Raw genomic sequence first — 22914 nt, 5'->3', positions numbered from 1 at the left:
GCATTTCGGTAGATCAGTCATTCCCCAGCCCCTGCAGACGCTGAAAATTAGCCAGCTTCGCTTTCGTGCGGCCGATTTCGGTCGAGATATGGCGCGATGAGGGAATAATCAGATCATCTGGGCGGCTGGCGAAATGCATTTTCTCTCATTTACGGTCTTAAATTACCATCCTGAGATTTACGCCTCTTATGCATTTGCTAACAAACTCAACAGTGTAAGCAGGGTCCTTCCTCGAGTTCATATGATTGCAAAAAACAGACTCACGCATACATGGGGACAGCATCTGCGTATGCCTCGGTACTTAACTCTATAGATAATGATGTTCTTCAATTACTTGCCACAAACCCTGAAATTTTTGATTTCGAAACAATTGATGATGGAGTAGTTAACATTAACGACTTTCAGACCATGGGGGTTGTAGCATTTGCGAAAGGACGTCTGTTCTCAATTCTCCCAACTGGAAGTGTGAGGATCATGAATCGCCGAGTTAAGGTAAACGCACCTTATAAGCAGTCTTGCCTTGAAACGAGAGATCGCATGGTTGCAAAACTCTGAGATCGTCTGTGCAGAGCATTCCCAGCATTGCATGAGTTTGGTTGTTAATTTAAAAAACGGTGTGGTATAACGGGAATTGCCGGATATTGAAGTTCGGACAATTTTGGGACATTTTCGGACAGAGCGTCGTAAGTGACTGAAATATAAGACAGATAAAAAGAGACCGAATACGATTCCTGTATTCGGTCCAGGGAAATGGCTCTTGGGAGAGAGCCGTGCGCTAAAAGTTGGCATTAATGCAGGCTAAGTCGCCTTGCCTTTTAAGAATAGATGACGACGCCAGGTTTTCCAGTCCACAGCTAAAGCGGTCGGAAAAAAAGCGCCAGAGCATCATAAAATGTGAAAAACCGCAGTGCTTTCGCAAGCATCTGCGGTTTTTTATTGGAAACCTGAACGTTAGCAGAGCTTGTCGGCACGCTCGATAAACGGCGCCAGACTCATCTTTTGTCCCGGATGCGCCGGGTCATCGATCTGAATAATGCTGATCGGCTGGCCGCTACTCTTGCCGCTGGCTACCTGCTGCTCTGCGGTATCATTTAACGGGTATTGCACCAGCGTGCTCGGGTTAATGGCATACAGCGCATGGCCCGGACGGCAGGTCAGCATCACCTCTTCGCGATTGAACGCCCATTTGTCCTTACCGACTTCAAAACGGCTGACGGTGATAACCTGCGGTGCGGCAAGCGCGCTCCCCGTGCAGGCCAGCAATATGAGAGAAAGTACTGTCTTTTTCATATGATATTTAACCTTGTCAGAAGGGTTCCCAGGTAGCGAACAGACTGACCGTTGCCAGTACCAGCGCGCCCAGCACCACTTCTGCCTGTGTCATCCTGATAAAAATCTGTTGTGCTCGCCCGGTCTCCGGACGAAACCGTGGCACCAGAAAATACCGATTTGCCAGCGCAATTACCACCATCAACGCCACCAGCGCACATTTGAACAACAAAAACTGCACGTAGCCAGCCTGCCAGGGTATATGGACGCCCAGTATCATGAGCGTATTGATCGCTCCGCTGAGCAGCACGCCCGCGACGGCATAATGGCCCACGCGCGAGAAGCGCATCATGGTATAGATGGCGGCATTCTGCCAGCGCCCTTTCGCCAGACGCATGCAGAACAACAGGGGCAGCAATCCGCCAAGCCAGGCTGCAGCGCAGATCAGGTGAAAAGCATAGTTAAGCCGCTGCAACGCCCCCATCGGACCGTCGTTCATCGCCGCGTGACCTACCCCAGCCAGCAGGATAAGCTGGCCCATGGCGAGCAGCAGCAGCCGCGAACCTTTCAGCGGCGCGAGCCATGCTGCAGCGACCGTCATCACAGCAAGAATTATTTGCCACAGCCAGACGCCACCAAACTGTGTCCTAAATACGCCGTACCAGACCTGCGGAGCAAATACATCTCCCCAGCCGTTACCCATCAGTCCGCCCTGAAGCATAAACATCAGGAGTGCAGCCGCCAGGCTCAACAAGGCAGCAACTTTCTGCTGCAGCTGGAAACGCCGGGACATCAGCCGCTGGAGGGAAGAAGGCGCAAACCAGACGCTGTAAAGCGCGTTGCCAAAAACCAGCATCAGCGCCCCGAAATGGATAAAGCGCAACCCGATATAACACAGCGCCAGCATGCTATTTCACGCTAAAGTGATAGCTGCCTTTGGTTTTATGACCGTCTACAGAGACGACATGCCAGTCTACCTGGTACGTCCCTGACGTCAGCGGTTGTTCCAGCGGAACGGTGAGTTGCGCCTTGTTCTTTTCGTCTCGCGTAGCGGTACCCGTTTTGATGACCTGCTTTTGCGCGTCCGTCACCACCACACCGCTAAATCCCGGTTCGATGCCTTCTGAAAAATGCAGCGTAAGTGCCTGCGGAGCGCTCACCACGCTGTCCGCTGCCGGGATCGGCTGCTTAAGATGCGCATGCGCCAGCGCGGAGGAGGTCATCATTGTAGAGGTCAGAAAAACCAGTGCGCATACCGCGCGGGAAGCGGAGAAACCCATCGCAATCATTCCTTTTTGTTATGTCTGTATGCTAAAGAATAACGCTGTATAATAAACGAGTCGAGGAACATCCTGCCTCCGCTTGTCATCGTCGTGCAATCGCGGTAACGTTGCCGCCGCATAAAAAGGAGAAGGTAATGAAGATCAATCTGGCCGCCCTTCCACAGGACGAGATGGATAAAGTAAATGTCGATCTCGCTGCCGCTGGCGTCGCGTTTAAAGAGCGTTACAACATGCCTGTTGTGGCTGAAGTCGTTGAACGGGAACAGCCCGCCCATCTGCGCGACTGGTTTCGCGAAAGACTCATCGCCCACCGTCTCGCCTCGGTTAACCTCTCCCGTTTACCGTACGAACCTAAAGTTAAATAAGCTTAACGAGCCGTTACACTTCCTTACGCGGAATCTGGCAGGATAAGAAAACCCTGATAAATTTAGGTGTATTCTTAAATCTCTGCGACTCAGTGTATAAGGAAGTCACGATGTCACATTGGAATATAGCGGCAGCTCAGTATGGCGGTCAGTACCAGAGTGTGGATGACCATGTTACGCACCACCTGCGCTTCATCGCCGAAGCAGCACGGCAGCGATGTGATTTGCTGGTCTTCCCTGAACTCTCATTAACGGGCTCAGGCGCACCGACGTTACCTCCCCCACCCGATGACGCGCAGCTGGAACCGCTGCTGGACGCGGCGCATTTTTACCGGATTACCGTGATTGCCGGGCTCCCCCTGGAACGGAACGGTCAGCGCCAGAACGGCCTCGCGCTCTTCACGCCCGCCCGTCACCGCATCCTGCGCTACCCGCAAGGTAGCGGTGCCAGCCTGGTGCCGGGGGAGAAACAGCTCAGCATTATTGATGCGCATGCCGATTCCCCCAATCTCGATCCCAGAGCGTCGCTGTTTACCAGCAGTCAGTCCGTAGAGGATCACCGCTGGCGGCAGTCCATCAGTACCCTGCAGCGCTTCGCGCATAAATATGCCATTGCGGTACTGATGGCGAACGCCTGCGGCGGCAGTGCGCTGTGGGATGAAAAAGGCCAGCTGATCGTCCGCGCAGATCGAGGCGAGCTGCTGTTGACCGGCACGCTCGGCGGAGAGGGTTGGCAAGGCGATATCATTCCTTTAGGCTAGGCGTTTTAAGCTCAGGAGTGTTCAATGCTGCGCGTCATCGATACCGAAACTTGCGATCTTCAGGGCGGAATAGTGGAAGTGGCTTCTGTCGACGTGGTTGATGGTAAAATCGTCAATCCAATGAGCCATCTGGTGCGTCCCGACCGACCCATCAGCCCTCAGGCGATGGCTATCCATCGCATTACCGAATCGATGGTGGCGGATAAGCCGTGGATCGAAGAGATCATTCCGCACTACTACGGTAGCCCGTGGTACGTCGCGCATAACGCCAGTTTTGACCGCCGGGTGTTACCTGAAATGCCGGGGGAATGGATTTGTACCATGAAGCTGGCGCGTCGCCTCTGGCCGGGAATTAAATACAGCAACATGGCGCTGTACAAGTCCCGCAAGCTCAGCGTCCGCACGCCTGAGGGGCTTCACCATCACCGGGCCCTGTATGACTGCTATATAACCGCCGCGTTACTGATAGATATTATGAATATCTCTGGCTGGACGCCGGATGATATGGCGACCATCACCGGCCGTCCTGCACTTCTGACCACATTTACCTTTGGGAAATATCGCGGGAAGCCGGTGTCCGAGGTGGCGGATAAAGACCCGGGCTATTTGCGCTGGCTGTATAACAACCTCGACAGAATGAGCCCGGAACTGCGCTTAACGCTGAAACATTATCTGGGCGACGCTTAACGCTCCGCACGGCCTGGCAGCGTGTCCTGCGCCAGGCCTATTAAAAAGGCATATTCCAGGGCAACTCCTTCGTAGGATTTAAATCGTCCCGATTTCCCGCCGTGACCGGAGTCCATATCGGTACACAGCAGCAGCAGGTTGTCATCGGTTTTCAGCTCCCGCAGTTTTGCCACCCATTTTGCCGGCTCCCAGTATTGCACCTGAGAATCATGCAGACCGGTGGTGACCAACATGTGGGGATAGGCTTTCGCTTCCACGTTATCGTACGGGCTGTACGTTTTCATATAGCGGTAGTACATCTCATCCTGCGGATTCCCCCACTCTTCAAACTCCCCTGTCGTAAGTGGGATGGATTCATCGAGCATGGTCGTCACCACATCGACAAACGGGACCTGTGCGACAATCCCCTTAAAGCGGTCGGGACGCTGGTTGATCGCCGCCCCCATCAGCATGCCGCCCGCGCTGCCGCCCATCCCAAAGCAAAGCTGCGGATCCCCGTAGCCCTGCTCAATCAGCGCATCGCAGACGTCGAGGTAGTCATTGAAGGTATTTTTCTTTTTCAGGAATTTCCCGTCTTCATACCAGTGCTGCCCCAGTTCACCGCCACCGCGAATATGGGCGATGGCAAAAACAAAGCCGCGATCGAGCAGGCTTAACCGGCTGCTGCTGAAATCGGCGTCCATGCTTGAGCCATACGAGCCGTAACCGTACACCAGGATCGGGTTTTTGCCTTTCTGGAAGTGGGCTTTGTGATAGACGAGCGAGACGGGGACCTCGACGCCATCCCGGGCGGTGACCCACAGGTGCTCGCTGCGGTAGTTTTCAGACTCAAACCCTTTGACCTCGGTCTGTTTAATCACCTGACGCTGCCCGGTATCCATATCCAGCTCAAACAGGGTGTCCGGCGTGGTCATCGATGAGTAGCCGTAGCGCAGCCGCGAGGATTCAGGTTCAGGGTTGAAACCAATCCACGTCACATAGGCCGGGTCGTCGAACGCGATCCCCACCACTTCCCGCGTTTTACGGTTGATTTGCCGGATACTGGTCAGCCCTCGCTGACGCTCTTCCACCACCAGCCAGTTGGTAAACAGGGTGAACCCTTCAAGCATTACCTGATCCCGCGCGGGGATAAGCACCTCCCATTTGCGCTCATCGCGCACTTTGGTTTTATAGAGACCAAAGTTTTTACCCTCGCGATTAGAGCGCAAATAAAAGCTGTGCTGAAAGTGATCCAGGCTGTACTCGTGATCCTTGCGGCGCGGCAGGAAACAGAGCGGCTGGGCGTCGGGCAGTTCGGCATCCAGCAGCAGAACTTCCGAGGTCGTCGCGCTGGCCAGGAAGATAATCACATAGTGGCGCGAGGAGGTTTTATGCAGGCTGACATAGAACGTTTCGTCTTTCTCTTCATAGACCAGTTCGTCGTCAGCGGAGTCCGTTCCCACGGTGTGTCGCCACACCTGATAAGGCAGCAGCGTCGAGGCGTGCTTTTTGACGTAGTAAACCGTCTCGGAATCATTCGCCCAGACAAAATCCGGGGAGACGTTTTCCAGCATTTCCGGATACCAGTTGCCGGTGTCCAGATTGCGAAAACGCAGGCCGTACTGGCGACGGGAGAGATAATCCTCCGCCAGCGCCATCACCGCGTTATCCGGCGAAATGGACATGCCGCCCAGGGTATAAAATTCGCTGTGGGCGGCGCGCTGGTTGGCATCCAGCAAAATATCCCACTCATCCCATTCGGCGCTTAATACCGACTGACGCTGGTAGATGGGATACTCATTGCCGGGCTCGTAAATATGGCGATAGCGATAGCCGTTTTTGGTCCAGGGCGCGGAGATATCACGCTGAGGAATACGCTGCACCATCTCATTCAGCAGCTGGTCCTGAAGCGTCTGCTGGCTGGACATGACCTTGCGGCCATAGTCGTTTTCCTCGTGCAGGTAGTCGAGTACCTCTGGCCGGGAGCGCGAATCGTCCCGCAGCCAGTAATAGTTGTCTATGCGCGTATCGCCATGCGTGGTGATCGCATAAGGAGTACGTCGGGCTTTCGGTGGCATGTCATCATTCTTTTAAGTTTTACACCCTATAAGGTTGGCAAAACCCACGCATGATGCAAGCGAAACAGCGTCGCGACGGCGGAGGCTATCCCTGTAACGCCTGTTTTTGTTCGCGGATATCCCGCTCAATGCCCTCGCGCACGTCCTGAGGGATCTTTAACGCATCGCCCAGGGCGTTAAGGTAGCTCCGCTCCATAAAGTGATCGATATCGATGGCGGCACAGCTGAGGAAATAGAGCTCCAGCGCCTCTTCCTCATTTTTCACACTTTGCGCAAGACGCTGCGGCTCGAGCGGCTGTTCGATGGCCTGCGCCACCAGCGCTCTTCCCTTCTCTTCAACGCCGGCTTCGCGCAGCTGCTGCTCGATCGCCGATCGTTCTTTATCGTCAATATGCCCGTCACTTTTCGCGGCAAAAACCAGCGCAAGAATGAGCCGTTCGGTACGCAGATCCAGCGGCGAGGTGTGCTCGCCATAATGCGGTTCATCGCTGTGCGCGGTCCGTACCCGGTCCTTGTACTTATTCCACAGCACGGTGCCCGCGATAGCGCCGCCGCCGGCCAGCAGCGCGCCGGTGCCATATTTTGCCAGCAGCTTGCGTGAGGATTTATTCGCGACCAGTAGGCCTGCCAGCCCGCCGAGCGCCCCGGGTACCAGCAGTTTGCTCAGGTCCCGTTCGCCAGAAGATGTTTTCTGCCCTAACAGGGATTGCAATTGATTTAACCAGCCAGACATGGTTTCCCTCACTTAACGGTGAACATGTTCCACAGCGTAAGCGAGCGGGCGTCAGGAAATGTCTGGTCGGGCTAAAGAAGCGCAAATTTCTGCCCTCGCGTTTATCCCTGCGCAAGACAGACGCAAACGTTTTCGTTTATACTGCGCGCAACTTTTTTAGGGGGATTGTTATGATTCGTTTAGGAACTGCGCTGCGACCTGCGGCGACGCGAGTGATGCTGTTGGGATCGGGCGAGCTGGGAAAAGAGGTCGCCATTGAGTGCCAACGTTTAGGTGTGGAAGTCATCGCCGTAGACCGTTACGCCGACGCACCCGCCATGCACGTCGCCCATCGTTCTTATGTGATTAACATGCTGGATGGCGATGCCCTTCGCGAACTGATTACGCGCGAGAAGCCCGATTTTGTTGTACCGGAAATTGAAGCGATTGCCACCGATACGCTGATCGCCCTGGAGCAGGAAGGCCAGCGCGTGGTGCCCTGTGCGAAAGCCGCAAAGCTGACCATGAACCGCGAAGGCATTCGTCGCCTGGCGGCAGAAGAGTTGGGATTGCCCACCTCGAGCTACCGTTTTGCGGGCGATAAAGCCGCGTTCCTGCAGGCCGTAGAGGAGATTGGCTACCCGTGTATCGTTAAGCCGGTGATGAGCTCCTCCGGTAAAGGGCAGAGCTTCATTCGCGACAGCAGCACGCTCGATAAGGCGTGGGATTACGCCCAGCAGGGTGGCCGCGCCGGCGCCGGTCGCGTCATCGTTGAAGGCGTCGTGAAGTTTGATTTCGAGATCACCCTGCTGACCGTCAGCGCCGTTGACGGCGTCCATTTCTGCGATCCGATTGGCCACCGTCAGGAAGATGGCGATTACCGCGAATCCTGGCAGCCGCAGCAGATGAGTGCCCTGGCGCTGGAGCGTGCACAGGCGATCGCCAGTAAAACCGTCCTCGCGCTGGGCGGCTATGGCCTGTTCGGCGTAGAGCTGTTTGTATGCGGTGATGAGGTGATTTTCAGCGAAGTCTCCCCTCGCCCGCATGACACCGGCATGGTCACGCTGATTTCGCAGGATCTTTCCGAGTTCGCCCTGCACGTGCGCGCCTTCCTCGGCCTGCCCGTCGGCGGTATCCGTCAGTACGGCCCGGCCGCCTCGGCGGTCATCCTGCCGCAGTTAACCAGCCAGAACGTTACGTTTGAAAACGTCGACGCGGCAGTGGGTGCCGGGTTGCAGGTACGTTTGTTCGGCAAGCCGGAGATCGACGGTACCCGTCGTCTTGGCGTGGCATTAGCCACCGGGGATAACGTTGACGACGCCGTGGCGAGAGCGAAAGCAGCCGCAGCAAGCGTTAAGGTAACGGGATAAAAAAACGGGCCGAAAGGCCCGTTTTTCATGCGGCGAATGGCTTACTGCTTCGCGCCTTCCACCGCTTCGCGAGCCAGTTTTGTGATGCGATCCCAGTCGCCCGCTTCCAGCGCATCCGCCGGAACCAGCCATGAGCCACCGATGCACAGCACGCTTTTCAGCGCCAGGTAGTCACGGTAGTTGGCAGGAGAGATACCCCCCGTCGGGCAGAAGCGTACCTGAGAGAAGGGACCCGCAATCGCCTGCAGCGCTTTAGTGCCGCCGTTCGCTTCAGCCGGGAAGAATTTGAACTCTTTCAGACCGTAGTCCATGCCCAGCATCAGTTCAGAGACGGTGCTGATGCCCGGGATCAGCGGAATGGTGCCTTCGGTCGCGGCTTTCAGCAGCGACTCGGTCAGGCCCGGGCTGATGGCAAACTGCGCGCCCGCTTCGGTCACTTCAGCCAGCTGTTTTACGTTCGTCACGGTACCCGCACCGATGATGGCGTCCGGCACTTCTTTAGCAATCGCGCGAATGGCATCCATCGCGCAGGCGGTACGCAGGGTCACTTCCAGAACGCGAACGCCACCCGCAACCAGCGCTTTCGCCATCGGTACAGCGTGCTCCAGCTTGTTTACCACGATAACCGGCACGACAGGGCCAGTGGTCAGGATTGCTTCTGCACTTGTTTTCCAGTTTTTCATCAGAGTTTTCTCTCGCCAGATCGTTAAAATCAAGTCGTCTTAAAACGTAATACAGGTTGCGCCCTGCTCCGCACCGGAGAGCTTCTCACGCAGCGCGCTGAACATTTCGCGTCCGGTCCCCACGCGCGATGCGCTCAGGTCAGGAATATGGGGTTGACGTGCCGCCAGCTCGGCGTCATCCACCAGCAGGGTTAACTCGCCTGTCTGACCGTTAACGCGGATCATGTCACCGTCGCGCACTTTCGCCAGCAACCCACCGTCGTAGGCTTCAGGCGTCACGTGGATGGCTGAAGGCACTTTACCGGATGCCCCGGAGAGGCGTCCATCGGTGACTAACGCAATTTTGAAACGGCGGTCCAATAATACACCAAGTGGTGGCATAAGTTTATGTAATTCTGGCATCCCGTTAGCTTTAGGCCCCTGATGACGCACCACCACCACGCAGTCTTTGTCGAGCAGACCGGCGTCAAAGGCGGGTAATACGTCGTGCTGGCTTTCAAACACCACCGCCGGCGCTTCGATAATCTGGTTCTCTTCCGGTACGGCAGAGGTCTTCATTACCGCACGACCGAGGTTGCCGCTCAGCACTTTGGTGCCGCCGTGTGGAGAGAACGGTTTGTCGATGGTGGCGATCACCTGCGCATCAAGAGACGCTCTCGCCCCTTCGCGCCAGTCCAGCTCGCCGTTGTTCAACCACGGCTCCTGGGTGTAGCGCTGAAGGCCAAAGCCTGCCACGGTATTTACGTCTTCATGCAGCAGTCCGCCTTTCAGCAGCTCGCGCATCAGCAGCGGTACGCCGCCCGCGGCCTGGAAGTGGTTAATATCCGCCGGACCGTTCGGGTACAGGCGTGCCATCAGCGGCACCACGGAAGAGATCTCGGAGAAGTCATCCCAGTTAATCAGAATGCCCGCCGCACGCGCCATGGCCACCAGGTGCATGGTGTGGTTGGTTGACCCCCCGGTTGCCAGCAGCGCGACAATCCCGTTGACGATGACCTTTTCGTCAACCATTTTGCCCATCGGCATCCATTCGTTGCCGTTGCCGGTCAGACGTGTAACCTGACGGGCCGCGGCCTCGGTCAGCGCCTTGCGCAGCGGCGCGTCCGGCTGGATAAAGGATGAGCCCGGAAGCTGCATCCCCATAAATTCCACCACCATCTGGTTCGTGTTAGCCGTACCGTAGAACGTACAGGTCCCCGGCGCATGATAGGACGCGGCTTCCGCCTCCAACAGCGCCTGACGGTCTGCTTTCCCTTCCGCGTACAGCTGGCGGATACGGACTTTTTCTTTGTTCGGCAGGCCGCTTGCCATTGGGCCCGACGGCACGAAGATCGCAGGCAGATGACCAAACGACAGCGCAGCCATCACCAGGCCCGGAACAATCTTGTCGCACACGCCGAGATACAGCGCGCCATCAAACATGTTGTGCGACAGGCCAACCGCCGCGGACATAGCAATCACTTCGCGGCTCAGCAGGGAGAGCTCCATACCGTCCTGGCCCTGCGTCACGCCGTCGCACATGGCGGGTACCCCACCCGCCACCTGGCCGACCGCATTCACGCTGTGCAGCGCTTTACGGATGATATCCGGGTAAACCTCATAGGGCTGGTGCGCGGAGAGCATATCGTTATAGGAGGTAATGATGGCGATATTGTTACGCAACATGCTTTTCAGCGACGCTTTATCATCAGGCTGGCAGGCGGCGAAGCCGTGCGCCAGGTTCCCGCAGGCCAGCTGAGATCGGTGGACGGTGTTGCTCTTTGCCTGTTCAATCCGGGCGAGGTAGGCCGAGCGGGTCTCTTTCGAGCGCTCAATAATGCGTTGTGTTACGCGTAACAATGTCGGATTCATAAAAGCTCCTCTAATTTATCTGTCCGGGCTCGGGAGTTTACAAAGTCGCTGGCAGTTGTTAACAACGCTGAAACGCTTGCTGTCCGGAGCTCAGGGGCAAAATCACTTCCGGCAGTGTAATAAAAAAAGCTCCGCGGGTGAATCCACGCGGAGCTTAAAAGTTGAAAATTGTGCCACTAGCTGAGTTAGATCATGTTACCGGTAAAATAACACTTTCGGGCTAGCGGATTATCTTACTCAAACTCGTTCCAGGAGCGGCCATCGCGGGTGATCATCGCCACCGACGCGACCGGTCCCCAGGTGCCCGCCTGATACGGTTTTGGCGCATCCTGGTCGGCAGCCCAGGCTTCGGTGATGGAGTCGACCCATTTCCACGCCTCTTCCACTTCATCGCGGCGCACGAACAGCGCCTGGATACCGCGCATGGTTTCCAGCAGCAGACGCTCGTAAGCATCGGCCAGGTGCGTCTGGTTAAAGGTTTCAGAGTAGCTCAGATCCAGCTTGGTGGTCTGCAGGTTGTGTTTATGATCCAGGCCCGGCACTTTGTTCAGGATCTGGATATCCACGCCCTCGTCCGGCTGCAGACGAATGGTCAGTTTGTTCTGCGGCAGCTCCTGCCAGGACTCTTTGAACAGGTTCAGTTCCGGGTTTTTGAAGTAAACAACCACTTCGGAACATTTAGCCGGCAGACGTTTACCGGTGCGCAGGTAGAACGGAACCCCCGCCCAGCGCCAGTCGTCGATATCCACGCGGATCGCCACAAACGTCTCGGTGTTGCTGGACTTGTTCGCACCCTCTTCTTCCAGGTAGCCCGGCACTTTTTTGCCCTGCGCAAACCCGGCGGTGTACTGACCACGAACGGTCTTCTCACGCACGTTGGAGCGGTCGATGCGGCGCAGTGACTTCAGCACTTTCACTTTCGCGTCACGGATGCTGTCCGCCGTCAGGTCAGACGGTGGAGACATGGCAATCATGCACAGGATCTGCAGCAGGTGGTTCTGGATCATGTCGCGCATCTGACCGGCCTGGTCAAAGTAACCCCAGCGACCTTCAATCCCCACCTCTTCCGCCACGGTGATTTCCACGTGGTCGATAGTGCGGTTGTCCCAGTTATTTACAAACAGGGAGTTAGCAAAACGCAGCGCCAGCAGGTTCAGTACCGTCTCTTTACCGAGATAGTGGTCGATACGGTAGACCTGGCACTCTTCAAAGAACTCGCCCACCTGGTCGTTGATTTCGCGCGAGGTTGCCAGCGAGGTACCCAGCGGCTTCTCCATCACGACGCGCGCCGGTTTGGCGTTCAGTTTGGCTTCGCCCAGGCCTTTGCAGATGGCGCCGAAGGTGCTTGGCGGCATGGCGAAATAGTTAATGGTGACACGGTTTTTCTGATCCAGCATCGCGCCTAAGCGGGTAAACGCGCTGACGTCATTAACGTCCAGGTTGCAGAAATCGAGACGTCCACTCAGGGTATCCCACAAACTTTCATCAATCTTTTCCTTCATGAAAGTTTCGAGCGCCTCGCGGACGACTTTGGTATAAGCGTCCTTGTCCCAGTCGGCGCGCCCTACACCCAGGATACGGGTATCCGGATGAATTTGGCCCGCTTTCTCCAGTTGATACAGGGAAGGCAGCAATTTTCGGCGTGCAAGGTCGCCTTTCGCGCCGAAAATGACCAGGTCACATGCCTGGGCTGTTTGCGTTACCGCCATGTCATTCTCCTCAGTTGGATCACCTGGTACTTCTGCCAGGTATCGTTGTAATTTTATTACAATGCACTGTACTGCTTTTACGTCATTCCCGAAACCATTAGCGCTTATCGTCGCGTGCGATACCGCGATTTTTCACCCTTTGGATGATTAAGACGGCTTAATGACGCAACAACCGTCGTTTCTTTGCGCAACAGGGTCACAGCAAAACCCGACACCGATCAAGTAATGAAAAAAAACAACAACATTATCTTGTCGATTATTACCCTTTATGGAAGCCACGAGGGTAATATCGGCTAAATCGAATCACGATTTCATCAATTTATGAAATCGTTTACACCCATGAGCATCCTGTTAACATGAACATGCTGGAAAAAATCCAGTTTCAACTGGAACACCTTAGCAAATCCGAGCGAAAAGTGGCCGAGGTCATTCTCGCCTCTCCCGCTCAGGCGATTCATTCAAGCATCGCCGCTCTGGCACAGGAAGCGGGTGTTAGCGAACCCACGGTCAATCGCTTTTGCCGCAGCCTGGAAACGCGCGGCTTCCCTGATTTTAAACTGCATCTGGCACAAAGTCTGGCTAACGGCACCCCTTATGTTAATCGTAATGTGGATGAAGACGACAGCGTTGATGCCTATACCGCGAAAATTTTTGAATCGGCTATGGCTTCGCTTGACCACGTCCGACAGTCTCTGGACATGAGTTCCGTGAATCGCGCGGTGGATTTACTCACCCAGGCGAAGAGGATTGCGTTCTTCGGTCTCGGCTCGTCGGCGGCCGTGGCGCATGACGCGATGAACAAATTTTTCCGCTTTAACGTCCCGGTTATTTATTCCGATGACATTGTCCTGCAACGCATGAGCTGTATGAATTGCAGTGAGGATGACGTCGTGGTACTGATTTCACATACCGGCCGCACCAAGAGTCAGGTAGAGCTGGCGCAGCTGGCCCGTGAAAACGATGCCATGGTGATTGCCCTCACCACGGCAGGCACGCCGCTGGCGCGTGAAGCAACGCTGGCAATCACCCTCGACGTGCCGGAAGACACCGACATTTATATGCCGATGGTTTCCAGACTGGCGCAGCTCACCGTGATTGACGTGCTGGCGACCGGTTTTACCTTACGTCGGGGCGCAAAATTCCGGGATAACTTGAAGCGGGTCAAGGAAGCGCTGAAGGAATCGCGTTTTGATAAAGAATTGCTTATAAAGAGCGATGTTCCCTGATAGTTGATAACGAAGACGTAACCAATAATTACGATGTAACGATTTACGGCATTCGGTCCACTCTCCGCTGCCTTGCAGCAGATGAAGACCGATTCAATGTTCACGCAACACCAAAGTTGTTTCAGTCAACGGAGTATTACATGTCCAGAAGGCTTCGCAGAACCAAGATCGTAACCACCTTAGGCCCGGCCACCGATCGCGATAATAATCTTGAGAAAATTATCGCCGCTGGTGCCAACGTGGTGCGTATGAACTTCTCTCACGGTACGCCAGAAGACCATAAATTACGTGCCGACAAAGTGCGTGAAATCGCAGCAAAACTGGGCCGCCACGTGGCTATCCTCGGTGATTTGCAGGGTCCCAAAATCCGTGTCTCAACCTTTAAAGAAGGTAAAGTTTTCCTCAATATCGGCGACAAATTCCTGCTGGATGCCAACCTGGGCAAAGGCGAAGGCGATAAAGAAAAAGTCGGTATCGACTATAAAGGCCTGCCGGCTGACGTGGTGCCTGGCGATATCCTGCTGCTTGACGACGGTCGCGTACAGCTGAAAGTGCTGGAAGTTCAGGGCATGAAAGTGTTCACCGAAGTCACCGTCGGCGGCCCGCTCTCCAACAATAAAGGCATCAACAAACTGGGTGGCGGCCTCTCTGCAGAAGCGCTTACCGATAAAGACAAAGCGGACATCGTGACGGCTGCGCTGATCGGCGTGGACTACCTGGCTGTCTCCTTCCCGCGCTGCGGCGAAGATCTGAACTATGCGCGTCGCCTGGCACGCGATGCAGGCTGCGATGCCAAAATCGTCGCCAAAGTTGAGCGTGCGGAAGCCGTTTGCGATCAGGATGCCATGGACGACGTGATCCTCGCGTCTGACGTGGTGATGGTTGCGCGCGGCGACCTGGGCGTGGAAATTGGCGACCCTGAGCTGGTCGGTATCCAGAAAGCGCTGATTCGTCGCGCACGTCAGCTGAACCGCGCGGTGATCACCGCCACTCAGATGATGGAATCGATGATCACCAACCCAATGCCAACCCGTGCAGAAGTCATGGACGTGGCAAACGCCGTGCTGGACGGAACCGATGCGGTGATGCTCTCCGCAGAAACCGCAGCGGGCCAGTATCCGGCAGAAACCGTGGCCGCCATGGCGCGCGTCTGCCTGGGCGCTGAAAAGATCCCAAGCATCAACGTCTCTAAACACCGTCTGGACGTGCAGTTCGACAACGTGGAAGAAGCGATTGCGATGTCGGCAATGTATGCGGCAAACCATCTGAAGGGCGTTACCGCGATCATCACCATGACCGAATCTGGCCGCACCGCGTTGATGACCTCGCGTATCAGCTCGGGTCTGCCGATCTTCGCCATGTCCCGTCACGAACGTACGCTGAACCTGACGGCGCTGTACCGCGGCGTGACGCCGGTTCACTTCGACAGCACCAATGACGGCGTGGCCGCCGCGCACGATGCCGTAAACCTGCTGCGCGACAAAGGCTATCTGGTGTCCGGTGATATCGTCATTGTGACCCAGGGCGATGTAATGAGCACCATCGGCTCAACCAACACCACCCGCGTTATGACCGTCGAGTAATAACGTCTCTGTTAAAAAGCCCTCTCCAGATGGAAAGGGCTTTTTTTATTTCGTTGGATACAGCTCTTTGCGTTTATACGGCTCTGTTTCGCCCGGTTTGCGCGTTTTAAGCAGCTTCAGAATCCACGTGTACTGTTCGGCATGCGGCCCCACCAGTATCTCTACCTCTTCGTTCATTCGACGCGCGATGGTGTGGTCGTCTGCGGTCAGCAGATCATCCATCGGAGGACGGACCTCAATACTCAGACGATGCGTTTTGCCGTCATAGACCGGGAATAGCGGGATCACGCGGGCACGACAGACTTTCATCAGGCGACCTATCGCAGGGAGCGTCGCTTTATAGGTCGCAAAGAAATCGACAAACTCGCTGTGCTCGGGGCCGTGATCCTGATCCGGTAGATAGTAGCCCCAGTACCCCTGACGTACCGACTGAATGAAGGGCTTAATGCCATCGTTACGGGCATGCAGGCGTCCGCCAAAACGACGACGCACCGTGTTCCAGACAAAATCGAAAATCTTATTGCCCTGATTGTGGAACATTGCCGCCATCTTCTGGCCCTGAGAGGCCATCAGCATCGCCGGAATATCAACGCCCCAGCCGTGGGGGACGAGGAAAATGACTTTCTCGTCATTGCGGCGCATCTCCTCGATGATCTCCAGCCCTTTCCAGTCAACGCGATCGACGATTTTATCCGGCCCTTTCAGCGCCAGCTCCGCCATCATCGCCATGGCCTGCGGCGCGGTGGTATACATCTCATCAATGATTGCCTCGCGCTCGGCGTCGCTTTTCTCAGGAAAACAGTAATAGAGGTTGATCTGCGCGCGGCGGCGGGCGCTCTTGCCTAAACGCCCGGCCAGACGGCCTATTTTACCCAGAACTGGATCGCGAACAGAGGCAGGCAGCATTGCCATCCCCGCAAAGGCGTAAACACCAAGCCAGGCGCCCCAGTTGCGCGGATGGCGGAAGGATTTTTCAAACTCAGGAATGTATTCAATATTGTTTTTTTGGGTTTCCATGCTGGATCCAGGGTCTGATGACGCAAAATTTTATTCAGATAGTGTAGCGAGGCAGTCGTCCACGCACAAAAGAAAAAGCCGGCGTCAGTGTGCGCCGGCTTTTTTAACAAAAACAGAGAACTTAGTTTAAGCTCAGCTGCGGCATCACCTCTTTCACCTGCGCCAGATAATCAGTACGATCTTTACCTGTCAGGCCTTCAGTGCGCGGCAGTTTCGCGGTCAGCGGGTTCACTGCTTGTTGGTTGATCCACACTTCATAGTGCAGGTGCGGGCCGGTAGAACGTCCGGTATTGCCGGAGATCGCGATACGGTCCCCGCGCTTCACCTTCTGGCCCGGTTTGACCAGCAGCTTACGCAGGTGCATATAGCGGGTCGTATAAGTACGACCATGACGTACCGCGACGTAATATCCGGCGGCACCGCTACGCTTGGCCACCACCACTTCGCCATCCCCTACCGCCAGTACCGGTGTGCCCTGCGGCATAGCAAAGTCAACGCCACGGTGCGGCGCGACGCGCCCGGTTACCGGGTTCAGACGACGAGGGTTAAAGTTCGAGGAGACGCGGAACTGTTTTGCCGTCGGGAAACGCAGGAAGCCTTTCGCAAGACCCGTACCGCTGCGGTCATAGAACTTACCGTCTTCGGCACGAATCGCGTAGTAATCTTTGCCCTCAGAGCGCAGACGTACGCCCAGCAGCTGGCTTTGCTCGCGCTTGCCGTCCAGCATTTCGCGGGACATCAGAACGGAGAACTCATCGCCCTTCTTCAGCTTACGGAAATCCATCTGCCACTGCATGGCTTTGATCACCGAACTGATTTCAGCGCTGGTCAAGCCCGCATCTCGCGCGCTGGAGACAAAGCTCGCGCCCACGGTGCCTTTCAGAACGCTGTTAACCCAGTCGCCCTTCTGCATTTCGCTGGTCATCTTGAAACCGTTTGCAGTGCGATCGTAGGTGCGGGTTTCGCGGCGGGACATTTCCCAGGTCAGACGCTGGAGATCGCCATCCGCCGTTAGTGTCCAGGAGAGCTGTTGTCCGATTTTCAGGTTACGAAGATCTTTATCCGCAGCCGCCAGCTGGCTGATATTGCCCATGTCGATGCCGTACTGGTTCAGCACGCTGCTCAGCGTGTCCCCGGTAGACACAACATATTCGTGAATACCGGCTTCGTTCTCGGTTTTATCGTCCAGCTCATCCTGCGGAATGGCTTCATCTTCCTGAGCCGCCTGGTCGATAGGCTCACTGGCTTCAGGCAGCAAAGAACGGATTTCGCTCTTTTCAAGCTCAATGGTTTTGATGATAGGGGCAGAACTCGGGTGGTAAACATAGGGCCGCCAGACGGCGACCGCTAAGGTGAGTACTGTAAGCGACCCCAGCATAACGCGGTGGGGTCGAGGCAGATTGTTAAATGCCAGGGCGACAGAGCGGGCTATCTGTTGCACGTATTCACTTCCTCGTTAATCTCCTTTCAGGCAGCTCGCATACTGGTTCGCCAGTTGGCTGAGGAACTGCGAATAGCTCGCTTTGCTCAACTGGATATTCGTACCTAGCGGGTCAAGGGTTCCCATGCGCACGGATGTTCCCCTGGCCACGGCTTCTACGACCGCTGGCCTGAACTGTGGCTCAGCAAAAACGCATGTCGCTTTTTGCTCAACCAGCTGTGTTCTGATTTCATGTAAACGCTGCGCACCAGGCTGAATTTCAGGGTTGACGGTAAAATGACCCAGCGGGGTCAAACCGTAGTGTTTTTCGTAATAGCCATAGGCGTCATGAAAAACGAAATACCCTTTACCTTTCAACGGTGCGAGCTCATTACCTACCTGCTTATCGGTTGCGGCTAATTGTGCCTCAAAATCCTTCAGGTTGGCGTCTAGTTTGGCTCGACTTTGCGGCATAAGTTCCACTAATTTGTCATGGATTGCAACCGCTGAAAGCCGCGCTATCTCTGGGGATAACCAAAGATGCATGTTGTACTCGCCGTGATGGTGATCTCCATCACCTTTTTCACCCTCTGCAGCGTGATGGTCATGTTCGTCACCGTCGTCATCCGCCCCTTTCATGAGCAGCGGTTTCACGCCGGGGAGGTCTGCAATCGCGACCTGCTTTTCGCCGGCAACCTGTTTTGCTGACTTCTGCATGAACGCTTCCATTTCCGGGCCAATCCAGACGACTAAGTCCGCGTTTTGTAAGCGTTTTACATCTGACGGGCGCAGGGAATAGTCATGCTCGGATGCACCATCAGGGAGCAGAACCTGGGTTTCCGTGACCCCGTCTGCAATGGCCGACGCGATGAATCCGAGTGGTTTAAGCGAAGCGACAACCGCAGCGTTAACATCTTGTGCGGTTGTACCCCAAAGGGCAGCGGATAATGCTGCGAAAAGAAGCGTATTTTTATGTAACATAATGCGACTAATCATCGTAGTGAATGCGTGGAATGTGATATTATAACATTCGTTGACTTCTTCAAGCTTAAAATGACATGACGACATTGGTTTCCCTTGAAAATATTTCGGTCTCATTTGGCCAGCGCCGCGTCCTCTCTGACGTGTCGCTCGATCTGAAGCCCGGCAAAATTCTGACGCTGCTCGGCCCCAATGGCGCAGGCAAATCCACCCTGGTGCGCGTGGTGCTGGGTCTGGTCGCCCCCGATGAAGGCGTGATCAAGCGCGAGGAAAAATTGCGTATCGGTTATGTGCCGCAAAAACTTCATCTCGACGCCACGCTGCCGCTGACGGTCAGCCGCTTCCTGCGTCTGCGCCCCGGCACGCGTAAAGCCGATATTCTCCCGGCACTGAAACGCGTGCAGGCGGGCCATCTTGTCGATGCGCCGCTGCAAAAACTGTCCGGCGGTGAAACTCAGCGAGTCTTACTTGCCCGTGCGCTGCTGAGCAGCCCGCAGCTGCTGGTGCTGGATGAGCCAACACAGGGGGTCGACGTCAACGGCCAGGTCGCGCTATACGATCTTATTGACCAACTGCGTCAGGAACTGGACTGCGCGGTGCTGATGGTATCCCACGACCTGCATCTGGTGATGGCAAAGACTGACGAAGTGCTGTGTCTTAACCACCATATCTGCTGCTCCGGCACGCCAGAAGTGGTCTCCATGCACCCGGAATTTATCTCCATGTTCGGCCCTCGCGGCGCTGAACAGCTGGGCATCTATCGCCATCATCATAATCATCGCCATGATTTACAGGGACGAATCGTACTGCGTCGGGGAAATGGACACTCATGATTGAACTGTTACTGCCCGGCTGGCTGGCCGGGATTATGCTTGCCTGCGCCGCGGGTCCGCTCGGCTCGTTTGTCGTCTGGCGCAGAATGTCCTATTTTGGCGATACTCTGGCGCACGCGTCCCTGCTGGGTGTTGCCTTTGGTCTGTTGCTTAATGTGAACCCGTTTTACGCGGTGATCGTCGTCACGCTGTTGCTGGCCGCCGGTCTGGTCTGGCTGGAGAAGCGCCCTCACCTCGCAATTGATACGCTGCTTGGCATTATGGCGCACAGTGCCCTGTCACTGGGCCTGGTGGTGGTCAGCCTGATGTCGAACATCCGCGTGGATCTGATGGCCTACCTCTTCGGTGACCTGCTGGCCGTGACGCCTGAGGATCTCATCGCTATCGCCATTGGCGTGGTGGTGGTGCTCGCTATTCTGCTCTGGCAGTGGCGTAACCTGCTGGCCATGACCGTCAGCCCGGACCTGGCCTTTGTCGACGGTGTGAAGCTGCAGCGCGTTAAGCTGCTGCTGATGCTGGTAACGGCGTTAACCATTGGCGTGGCGATGAAGTTTGTCGGCGCGCTGATTATTACGTCGCTGCTGATCATCCCTGCGGCTACGGCGCGTCGTTTTGCCCGTACGCCGGAGCAGATGGCCGGTGTGGCCGTGATTGTCGGAATGATTGCGGTAACGGGTGGACTCACCTTCTCGGCGTTCTATGACACGCCTGCGGGGCCGTCTGTGGTGTTGAGTGCAGCGGTGCTGTTTATCTTCAGTATGATGAAGAAGACCGCAAATTAACATCGAGGGCGCTGATGCCCTCACCCTGGCCCTCTCCCACAGGGAGAGGGAACAATGCATTACGGCATTGCCGGTGGCGTAATGCCAAAATGATTCCACGCCCGCACCGTCGCCATACGTCCACGCGGGGTGCGCTGCAGGAAGCCCTGCTGGATCAGATACGGTTCAAGCACGTCCTCGATGGTTTCGCGCTCTTCCCCGATTGCCGCCGCCAGGTTATCCAGCCCAACCGGGCCGCCAAAGAACTTATCCAGCACCGCCAGCAGCAGTTTACGGTCCATATAGTCAAAGCCTTCGGCATCGACGTTCAGCATATCCAGCGCCTGCGCGGCGATCTCGGCGGAAATCGAGCCATCGTGCTTCACTTCGGCAAAGTCACGTACGCGGCGCAGCAGGCGGTTAGCGATACGCGGCGTACCGCGGGAACGCTTCGCCACTTCAAACGCGCCCTCTTCGCTCATTTCCAGCCCCATATAGCGGGCGCTACGGCCAACGATATGCTGGAGGTCCGCCACCTGGTAAAACTCAAGACGCTGCACGATACCGAAACGGTCGCGCAGCGGAGAGGTCAACGACCCGGCCCGCGTCGTTGCACCAATCAGGGTAAACGGCGGCAGATCGATTTTGATGGAGCGCGCGGCCGGGCCTTCGCCAATCATGATATCCAGCTGGTAATCTTCCATCGCCGGATAGAGCACTTCCTCCACCACCGGCGACAGGCGGTGGATCTCATCGATAAACAGCACGTCATGCGGTTCGAGGTTGGTCAGCATCGCAGCGAGATCGCCCGCCTTCTCCAGCACCGGGCCGGAGGTGGTGCGCAGGTTGACGCCCATTTCATTGGCGACGATATTCGCCAGCGTGGTTTTCCCCAAACCTGGAGGGCCAAAAATCAGCAGGTGATCGAGCGCATCGCCGCGCAGCTTTGCCGCCTGGATGAAAATCTCCATCTGGGAACGAACCTGCGGCTGGCCGATATACTCATCAAGCAGTTTTGGGCGGATCGCGCGATCCACCACGTCATCTGCCTGAATAGTGCCTGCCGATACCAGGCGGTCTGCTTCAATCATCCTTTACCTCACAATGCAGCGCGCAGCGCTTCGCGAATCAGGGTTTCACTGCTGGCGTCCGGTTTGGCAATTTTGCTCACCATACGGCTGGCCTCCTGAGGTTTATAGCCCAGCGCCACCAGCGCGGCAACCGCTTCCTGCTCGGCATCATCATCCGTGGCAGGGCCGCCTGGCGAGGTCAGTACCAAATCGGCAGCCGGCGTGAACAGATCGCCATGCAGACCTTTAAAGCGGTCTTTCATCTCGACAATCAGGCGCTCTGCCGTTTTCTTGCCGATGCCCGGAAGCTTAATCAGCGCAGCAGGATCTTCGCGCTCAACGGCATTCACAAACTGTGGCGCTGACATGCCGGATAAAATCGCCAGCGCCAGCTTCGGGCCAACGCCGTTAGTTTTAATCAGCTCGCGGAACAGGGTCCGCTCCTGCTTGTTATTGAAGCCGTACAGCAGCTGGGCATCTTCACGCACCACAAACTGAGTAAAGACAATCGCCTCTTTGCCCGCGTCCGGCAGCTCATAGAAGCAGGTCATCGGCATATGGACTTCATAGCCCACGCCCCCCACTTCCAGCAGCACTAACGGGGGTTGTTTTTCAATGATGATGCCTCTGAGTCTGCCTATCACGTGACGCTCCTGCGTTCTGGGAGAAATTAACTGCCGACATAATAAAAAAAGGCTGGATGTTTATCCAGCCTGATTTCTCATTATCGTAACCTGCCTCGCGCCAGATTAAGCCGCGACTCGCTCATCTGCATCGCGTTCTGGCTGACGTGACAGTGGGTAATCGCAATCGCCAGCGCATCCGCGGCGTCGGCCTGTGGGTTCGCTGGCAGCTTCAGCAGGGTACGCACCATGTGCTGCACCTGACTTTTCTCCGCGCTACCAATGCCCACCACCGTCTGCTTGACCTGACGTGCCGCGTATTCAAATACCGGCAAATCCTGGTTGACCGCAGCCACAATGGCCACTCCGCGCGCCTGACCGAGCTTTAGCGCCGAATCGGCGTTTTTCGCCATAAAGACCTGCTCGATAGCGAAATAGTCCGGCTGAAACTGGGTGATGATCTCCGACACGCCCGCATAAATGAGCTTCAGGCGCGACGGCAGATCGTCCACTTTGGTGCGAATACAGCCGCTGCCGAGGTAGGTTAACTGGCGTCCCACCTGACGGATAACGCCATAACCGGTGACGCGTGAGCCTGGGTCAATCCCGAGAATAATCGACATCACGCGTCTCCTGTAACGGATTTACACGCT

23 protein-coding genes are annotated in these 22914 nt (G+C 55.9%); 8 read left to right on the top strand and 15 right to left on the bottom strand.

All coding sequences use genetic code 11. The annotated features are described in order from the left end of the window. Positions 1 to 13: 13 nt before the first annotated feature. The 4 genes from ACDO57_RS03290 to yobA form a co-directional block, all read right to left on the bottom strand. Positions 14 to 139, bottom strand: a complete 126-nt coding sequence (locus tag ACDO57_RS03290; protein ID WP_265589657.1) for a hypothetical protein — start codon at positions 137 to 139, stop codon at positions 14 to 16. Between the two features lie 812 nt (positions 140 to 951). Continuing rightward, positions 952 to 1290, bottom strand: coding sequence for a YebY family protein (locus ACDO57_RS03285; protein WP_024909705.1), 339 nt, complete (start codon positions 1288 to 1290; stop codon positions 952 to 954). A gap of 16 nt (positions 1291 to 1306) precedes the next feature. Continuing rightward, the gene (gene copD, locus ACDO57_RS03280; protein WP_248165036.1) at positions 1307 to 2176 is read right to left on the bottom strand and encodes a copper homeostasis membrane protein CopD; all 870 of its coding nucleotides are present in this window, start codon (positions 2174 to 2176) and stop codon (positions 1307 to 1309) included. Between the two features lies 1 nt (position 2177). Continuing rightward, entirely contained in the window at positions 2178 to 2549 is a 372-nt protein-coding gene (yobA, locus tag ACDO57_RS03275; protein ID WP_248165038.1) for a CopC domain-containing protein YobA, read from the bottom strand. A gap of 137 nt (positions 2550 to 2686) precedes the next feature. On the opposite strand from yobA, the gene ACDO57_RS03270 reads away from it, so the two are divergent. The 3 genes from ACDO57_RS03270 (at position 2687) to exoX (ending at position 4365) form a co-directional block, all read left to right on the top strand. Further along, positions 2687 to 2917: a DNA polymerase III subunit theta gene (locus tag ACDO57_RS03270; protein WP_008500465.1), complete on the top strand. Its 231-nt coding sequence runs from the start codon at positions 2687 to 2689 to the stop codon at positions 2915 to 2917. 110 nt (positions 2918 to 3027) lie between these two features. After that, positions 3028 to 3678, top strand: a complete 651-nt coding sequence (locus ACDO57_RS03265; RefSeq protein ID WP_370883517.1) for a nitrilase-related carbon-nitrogen hydrolase — start codon at positions 3028 to 3030, stop codon at positions 3676 to 3678. Positions 3679 to 3702: 24 nt separating this feature from the next. After that, positions 3703 to 4365, top strand: coding sequence for an exodeoxyribonuclease X (gene exoX, locus ACDO57_RS03260; RefSeq protein WP_010432611.1), 663 nt, complete (start codon positions 3703 to 3705; stop codon positions 4363 to 4365). Here the strand turns inward: exoX and ptrB are convergent. Together ptrB and ACDO57_RS03250 are read right to left on the bottom strand one after the other, a co-directional pair. Next, entirely contained in the window at positions 4362 to 6422 is a 2061-nt protein-coding gene (gene ptrB, locus ACDO57_RS03255) for an oligopeptidase B (protein ID WP_370883516.1), read from the bottom strand. The genes exoX and ptrB overlap by 4 nt on opposite strands. Positions 6423 to 6507: 85 nt before the next feature. Further along, positions 6508 to 7155: a tellurite resistance TerB family protein gene (locus ACDO57_RS03250; RefSeq protein WP_024909700.1), complete on the bottom strand. Its 648-nt coding sequence runs from the start codon at positions 7153 to 7155 to the stop codon at positions 6508 to 6510. A 170-nt stretch (positions 7156 to 7325) separates the two neighbouring features. Here ACDO57_RS03250 and purT point away from each other — a divergent pair, with 170 nt between their 5' ends. Beyond that, a complete protein-coding gene (gene purT, locus ACDO57_RS03245) occupies positions 7326 to 8504 on the top strand; it encodes a formate-dependent phosphoribosylglycinamide formyltransferase (protein ID WP_370883515.1) in 1179 nt (392 codons plus the stop codon). Positions 8505 to 8545: 41 nt separating this feature from the next. Here purT and kdgA read toward each other — a convergent pair whose 3' ends face one another. The 3 genes from kdgA to zwf all read right to left on the bottom strand — a co-directional run bounded on the left by kdgA (position 8546) and on the right by zwf (position 12747). Next, on the bottom strand, positions 8546 to 9187 hold the full coding sequence (gene kdgA / locus ACDO57_RS03240; RefSeq protein WP_024909698.1) for a bifunctional 4-hydroxy-2-oxoglutarate aldolase/2-dehydro-3-deoxy-phosphogluconate aldolase: 642 nt from the start codon (positions 9185 to 9187) through the stop codon (positions 8546 to 8548). A 39-nt stretch (positions 9188 to 9226) separates the two neighbouring features. Further along, on the bottom strand, positions 9227 to 11038 hold the full coding sequence (edd, locus tag ACDO57_RS03235) for a phosphogluconate dehydratase (RefSeq protein ID WP_148770091.1): 1812 nt from the start codon (positions 11036 to 11038) through the stop codon (positions 9227 to 9229). 233 nt (positions 11039 to 11271) lie between these two features. Further along, positions 11272 to 12747, bottom strand: a complete 1476-nt coding sequence (gene zwf, locus ACDO57_RS03230) for a glucose-6-phosphate dehydrogenase (RefSeq protein ID WP_023312228.1) — start codon at positions 12745 to 12747, stop codon at positions 11272 to 11274. 356 nt (positions 12748 to 13103) lie between these two features. Here zwf and ACDO57_RS03225 point away from each other — a divergent pair, with 356 nt between their 5' ends. Both ACDO57_RS03225 and pyk read left to right on the top strand, forming a co-directional pair. Continuing rightward, entirely contained in the window at positions 13104 to 13973 is an 870-nt protein-coding gene (locus ACDO57_RS03225; RefSeq protein WP_023312229.1) for a MurR/RpiR family transcriptional regulator, read from the top strand. A 140-nt stretch (positions 13974 to 14113) separates the two neighbouring features. Then, positions 14114 to 15556, top strand: a complete 1443-nt coding sequence (gene pyk, locus ACDO57_RS03220; RefSeq protein WP_008500455.1) for a pyruvate kinase — start codon at positions 14114 to 14116, stop codon at positions 15554 to 15556. A gap of 45 nt (positions 15557 to 15601) precedes the next feature. On the opposite strand, the gene lpxM is transcribed toward pyk, so the two are convergent. The 3 genes from lpxM to znuA all read right to left on the bottom strand — a co-directional run bounded on the left by lpxM (position 15602) and on the right by znuA (position 18974). Continuing rightward, positions 15602 to 16573, bottom strand: a complete 972-nt coding sequence (gene lpxM / locus ACDO57_RS03215) for a lauroyl-Kdo(2)-lipid IV(A) myristoyltransferase (protein ID WP_061714872.1) — start codon at positions 16571 to 16573, stop codon at positions 15602 to 15604. Positions 16574 to 16694: 121 nt separating this feature from the next. After that, positions 16695 to 18014: a murein DD-endopeptidase MepM gene (gene mepM / locus ACDO57_RS03210; RefSeq protein WP_024909694.1), complete on the bottom strand. Its 1320-nt coding sequence runs from the start codon at positions 18012 to 18014 to the stop codon at positions 16695 to 16697. Between the two features lie 15 nt (positions 18015 to 18029). Beyond that, positions 18030 to 18974 (bottom strand): zinc ABC transporter substrate-binding protein ZnuA, encoded by a 945-nt coding sequence (gene znuA / locus ACDO57_RS03205; protein WP_032642638.1) that lies wholly within the window; start codon positions 18972 to 18974, stop codon positions 18030 to 18032. Between the two features lie 77 nt (positions 18975 to 19051). On the opposite strand from znuA, the gene znuC reads away from it, so the two are divergent. Further along, on the top strand, positions 19052 to 19807 hold the full coding sequence (gene znuC, locus ACDO57_RS03200) for a zinc ABC transporter ATP-binding protein ZnuC (RefSeq protein ID WP_061714871.1): 756 nt from the start codon (positions 19052 to 19054) through the stop codon (positions 19805 to 19807). After that, positions 19804 to 20589 (top strand): zinc ABC transporter permease subunit ZnuB, encoded by a 786-nt coding sequence (gene znuB / locus ACDO57_RS03195; protein WP_061714870.1) that lies wholly within the window; start codon positions 19804 to 19806, stop codon positions 20587 to 20589. The genes znuC and znuB overlap by 4 nt, the downstream gene beginning before the upstream one ends. Positions 20590 to 20648: 59 nt before the next feature. On the opposite strand, the gene ruvB is transcribed toward znuB, so the two are convergent. From ruvB to ruvC, 3 genes are all read right to left on the bottom strand, one after another. Next, positions 20649 to 21659 carry a Holliday junction branch migration DNA helicase RuvB gene (gene ruvB / locus ACDO57_RS03190; protein ID WP_023312235.1) on the bottom strand — a complete coding sequence of 337 codons (1011 nt, stop codon included), beginning with the start codon at positions 21657 to 21659 and terminating at the stop codon, positions 20649 to 20651. 8 nt (positions 21660 to 21667) lie between these two features. Beyond that, positions 21668 to 22282, bottom strand: a complete 615-nt coding sequence (gene ruvA, locus ACDO57_RS03185; protein WP_023312236.1) for a Holliday junction branch migration protein RuvA — start codon at positions 22280 to 22282, stop codon at positions 21668 to 21670. An 80-nt stretch (positions 22283 to 22362) separates the two neighbouring features. Next, positions 22363 to 22884, bottom strand: a complete 522-nt coding sequence (ruvC, locus tag ACDO57_RS03180; protein WP_003859749.1) for a crossover junction endodeoxyribonuclease RuvC — start codon at positions 22882 to 22884, stop codon at positions 22363 to 22365. Positions 22885 to 22914: the final 30 nt, after the last annotated feature.

The organism is Enterobacter cloacae complex sp. 2015409 (assembly GCF_041365315.1).
GTDB lineage: Bacteria > Pseudomonadota > Gammaproteobacteria > Enterobacterales > Enterobacteriaceae > Enterobacter > Enterobacter pseudoroggenkampii.
The sequence above is the reverse complement of the archived record's forward strand: the minus strand, read 5'-3'. Positions and strand labels throughout refer to the sequence as shown.

Excerpts from the sequence above, each read along its gene's own strand:
- yobA (WP_248165038.1), bottom strand. The coding sequence starts at position 2,549 with ATGGGTTTCTCCGCTTCCCGCGCGGTATGCGCACTGGTTTTTCTGACC.
- ACDO57_RS03285 (WP_024909705.1), bottom strand. The coding sequence starts at position 1,290 with ATGAAAAAGACAGTACTTTCTCTCATATTGCTGGCCTGCACGGGGAGC.
- ACDO57_RS03265 (WP_370883517.1), top strand. The coding sequence starts at position 3,028 with ATGTCACATTGGAATATAGCGGCAGCTCAGTATGGCGGTCAGTACCAG.
- znuC (WP_061714871.1), top strand. The coding sequence starts at position 19,052 with ATGACGACATTGGTTTCCCTTGAAAATATTTCGGTCTCATTTGGCCAG.
- exoX (WP_010432611.1), top strand. The coding sequence starts at position 3,703 with ATGCTGCGCGTCATCGATACCGAAACTTGCGATCTTCAGGGCGGAATA.
- kdgA (WP_024909698.1), bottom strand. The coding sequence starts at position 9,187 with ATGAAAAACTGGAAAACAAGTGCAGAAGCAATCCTGACCACTGGCCCT.
- ACDO57_RS03290 (WP_265589657.1), bottom strand. The coding sequence starts at position 139 with ATGCATTTCGCCAGCCGCCCAGATGATCTGATTATTCCCTCATCGCGC.
- ruvC (WP_003859749.1), bottom strand. The coding sequence starts at position 22,884 with ATGTCGATTATTCTCGGGATTGACCCAGGCTCACGCGTCACCGGTTAT.
- lpxM (WP_061714872.1), bottom strand. The coding sequence starts at position 16,573 with ATGGAAACCCAAAAAAACAATATTGAATACATTCCTGAGTTTGAAAAA.
- edd (WP_148770091.1), bottom strand. The coding sequence starts at position 11,038 with ATGAATCCGACATTGTTACGCGTAACACAACGCATTATTGAGCGCTCG.
- znuB (WP_061714870.1), top strand. The coding sequence starts at position 19,804 with ATGATTGAACTGTTACTGCCCGGCTGGCTGGCCGGGATTATGCTTGCC.
- ACDO57_RS03250 (WP_024909700.1), bottom strand. The coding sequence starts at position 7,155 with ATGTCTGGCTGGTTAAATCAATTGCAATCCCTGTTAGGGCAGAAAACA.
- ACDO57_RS03270 (WP_008500465.1), top strand. The coding sequence starts at position 2,687 with ATGAAGATCAATCTGGCCGCCCTTCCACAGGACGAGATGGATAAAGTA.
- pyk (WP_008500455.1), top strand. The coding sequence starts at position 14,114 with ATGTCCAGAAGGCTTCGCAGAACCAAGATCGTAACCACCTTAGGCCCG.
- ACDO57_RS03225 (WP_023312229.1), top strand. The coding sequence starts at position 13,104 with ATGAACATGCTGGAAAAAATCCAGTTTCAACTGGAACACCTTAGCAAA.
- zwf (WP_023312228.1), bottom strand. The coding sequence starts at position 12,747 with ATGGCGGTAACGCAAACAGCCCAGGCATGTGACCTGGTCATTTTCGGC.
- copD (WP_248165036.1), bottom strand. The coding sequence starts at position 2,176 with ATGCTGGCGCTGTGTTATATCGGGTTGCGCTTTATCCATTTCGGGGCG.
- purT (WP_370883515.1), top strand. The coding sequence starts at position 7,326 with ATGATTCGTTTAGGAACTGCGCTGCGACCTGCGGCGACGCGAGTGATG.
- znuA (WP_032642638.1), bottom strand. The coding sequence starts at position 18,974 with ATGTTACATAAAAATACGCTTCTTTTCGCAGCATTATCCGCTGCCCTT.
- ruvB (WP_023312235.1), bottom strand. The coding sequence starts at position 21,659 with ATGATTGAAGCAGACCGCCTGGTATCGGCAGGCACTATTCAGGCAGAT.
- ptrB (WP_370883516.1), bottom strand. The coding sequence starts at position 6,422 with ATGCCACCGAAAGCCCGACGTACTCCTTATGCGATCACCACGCATGGC.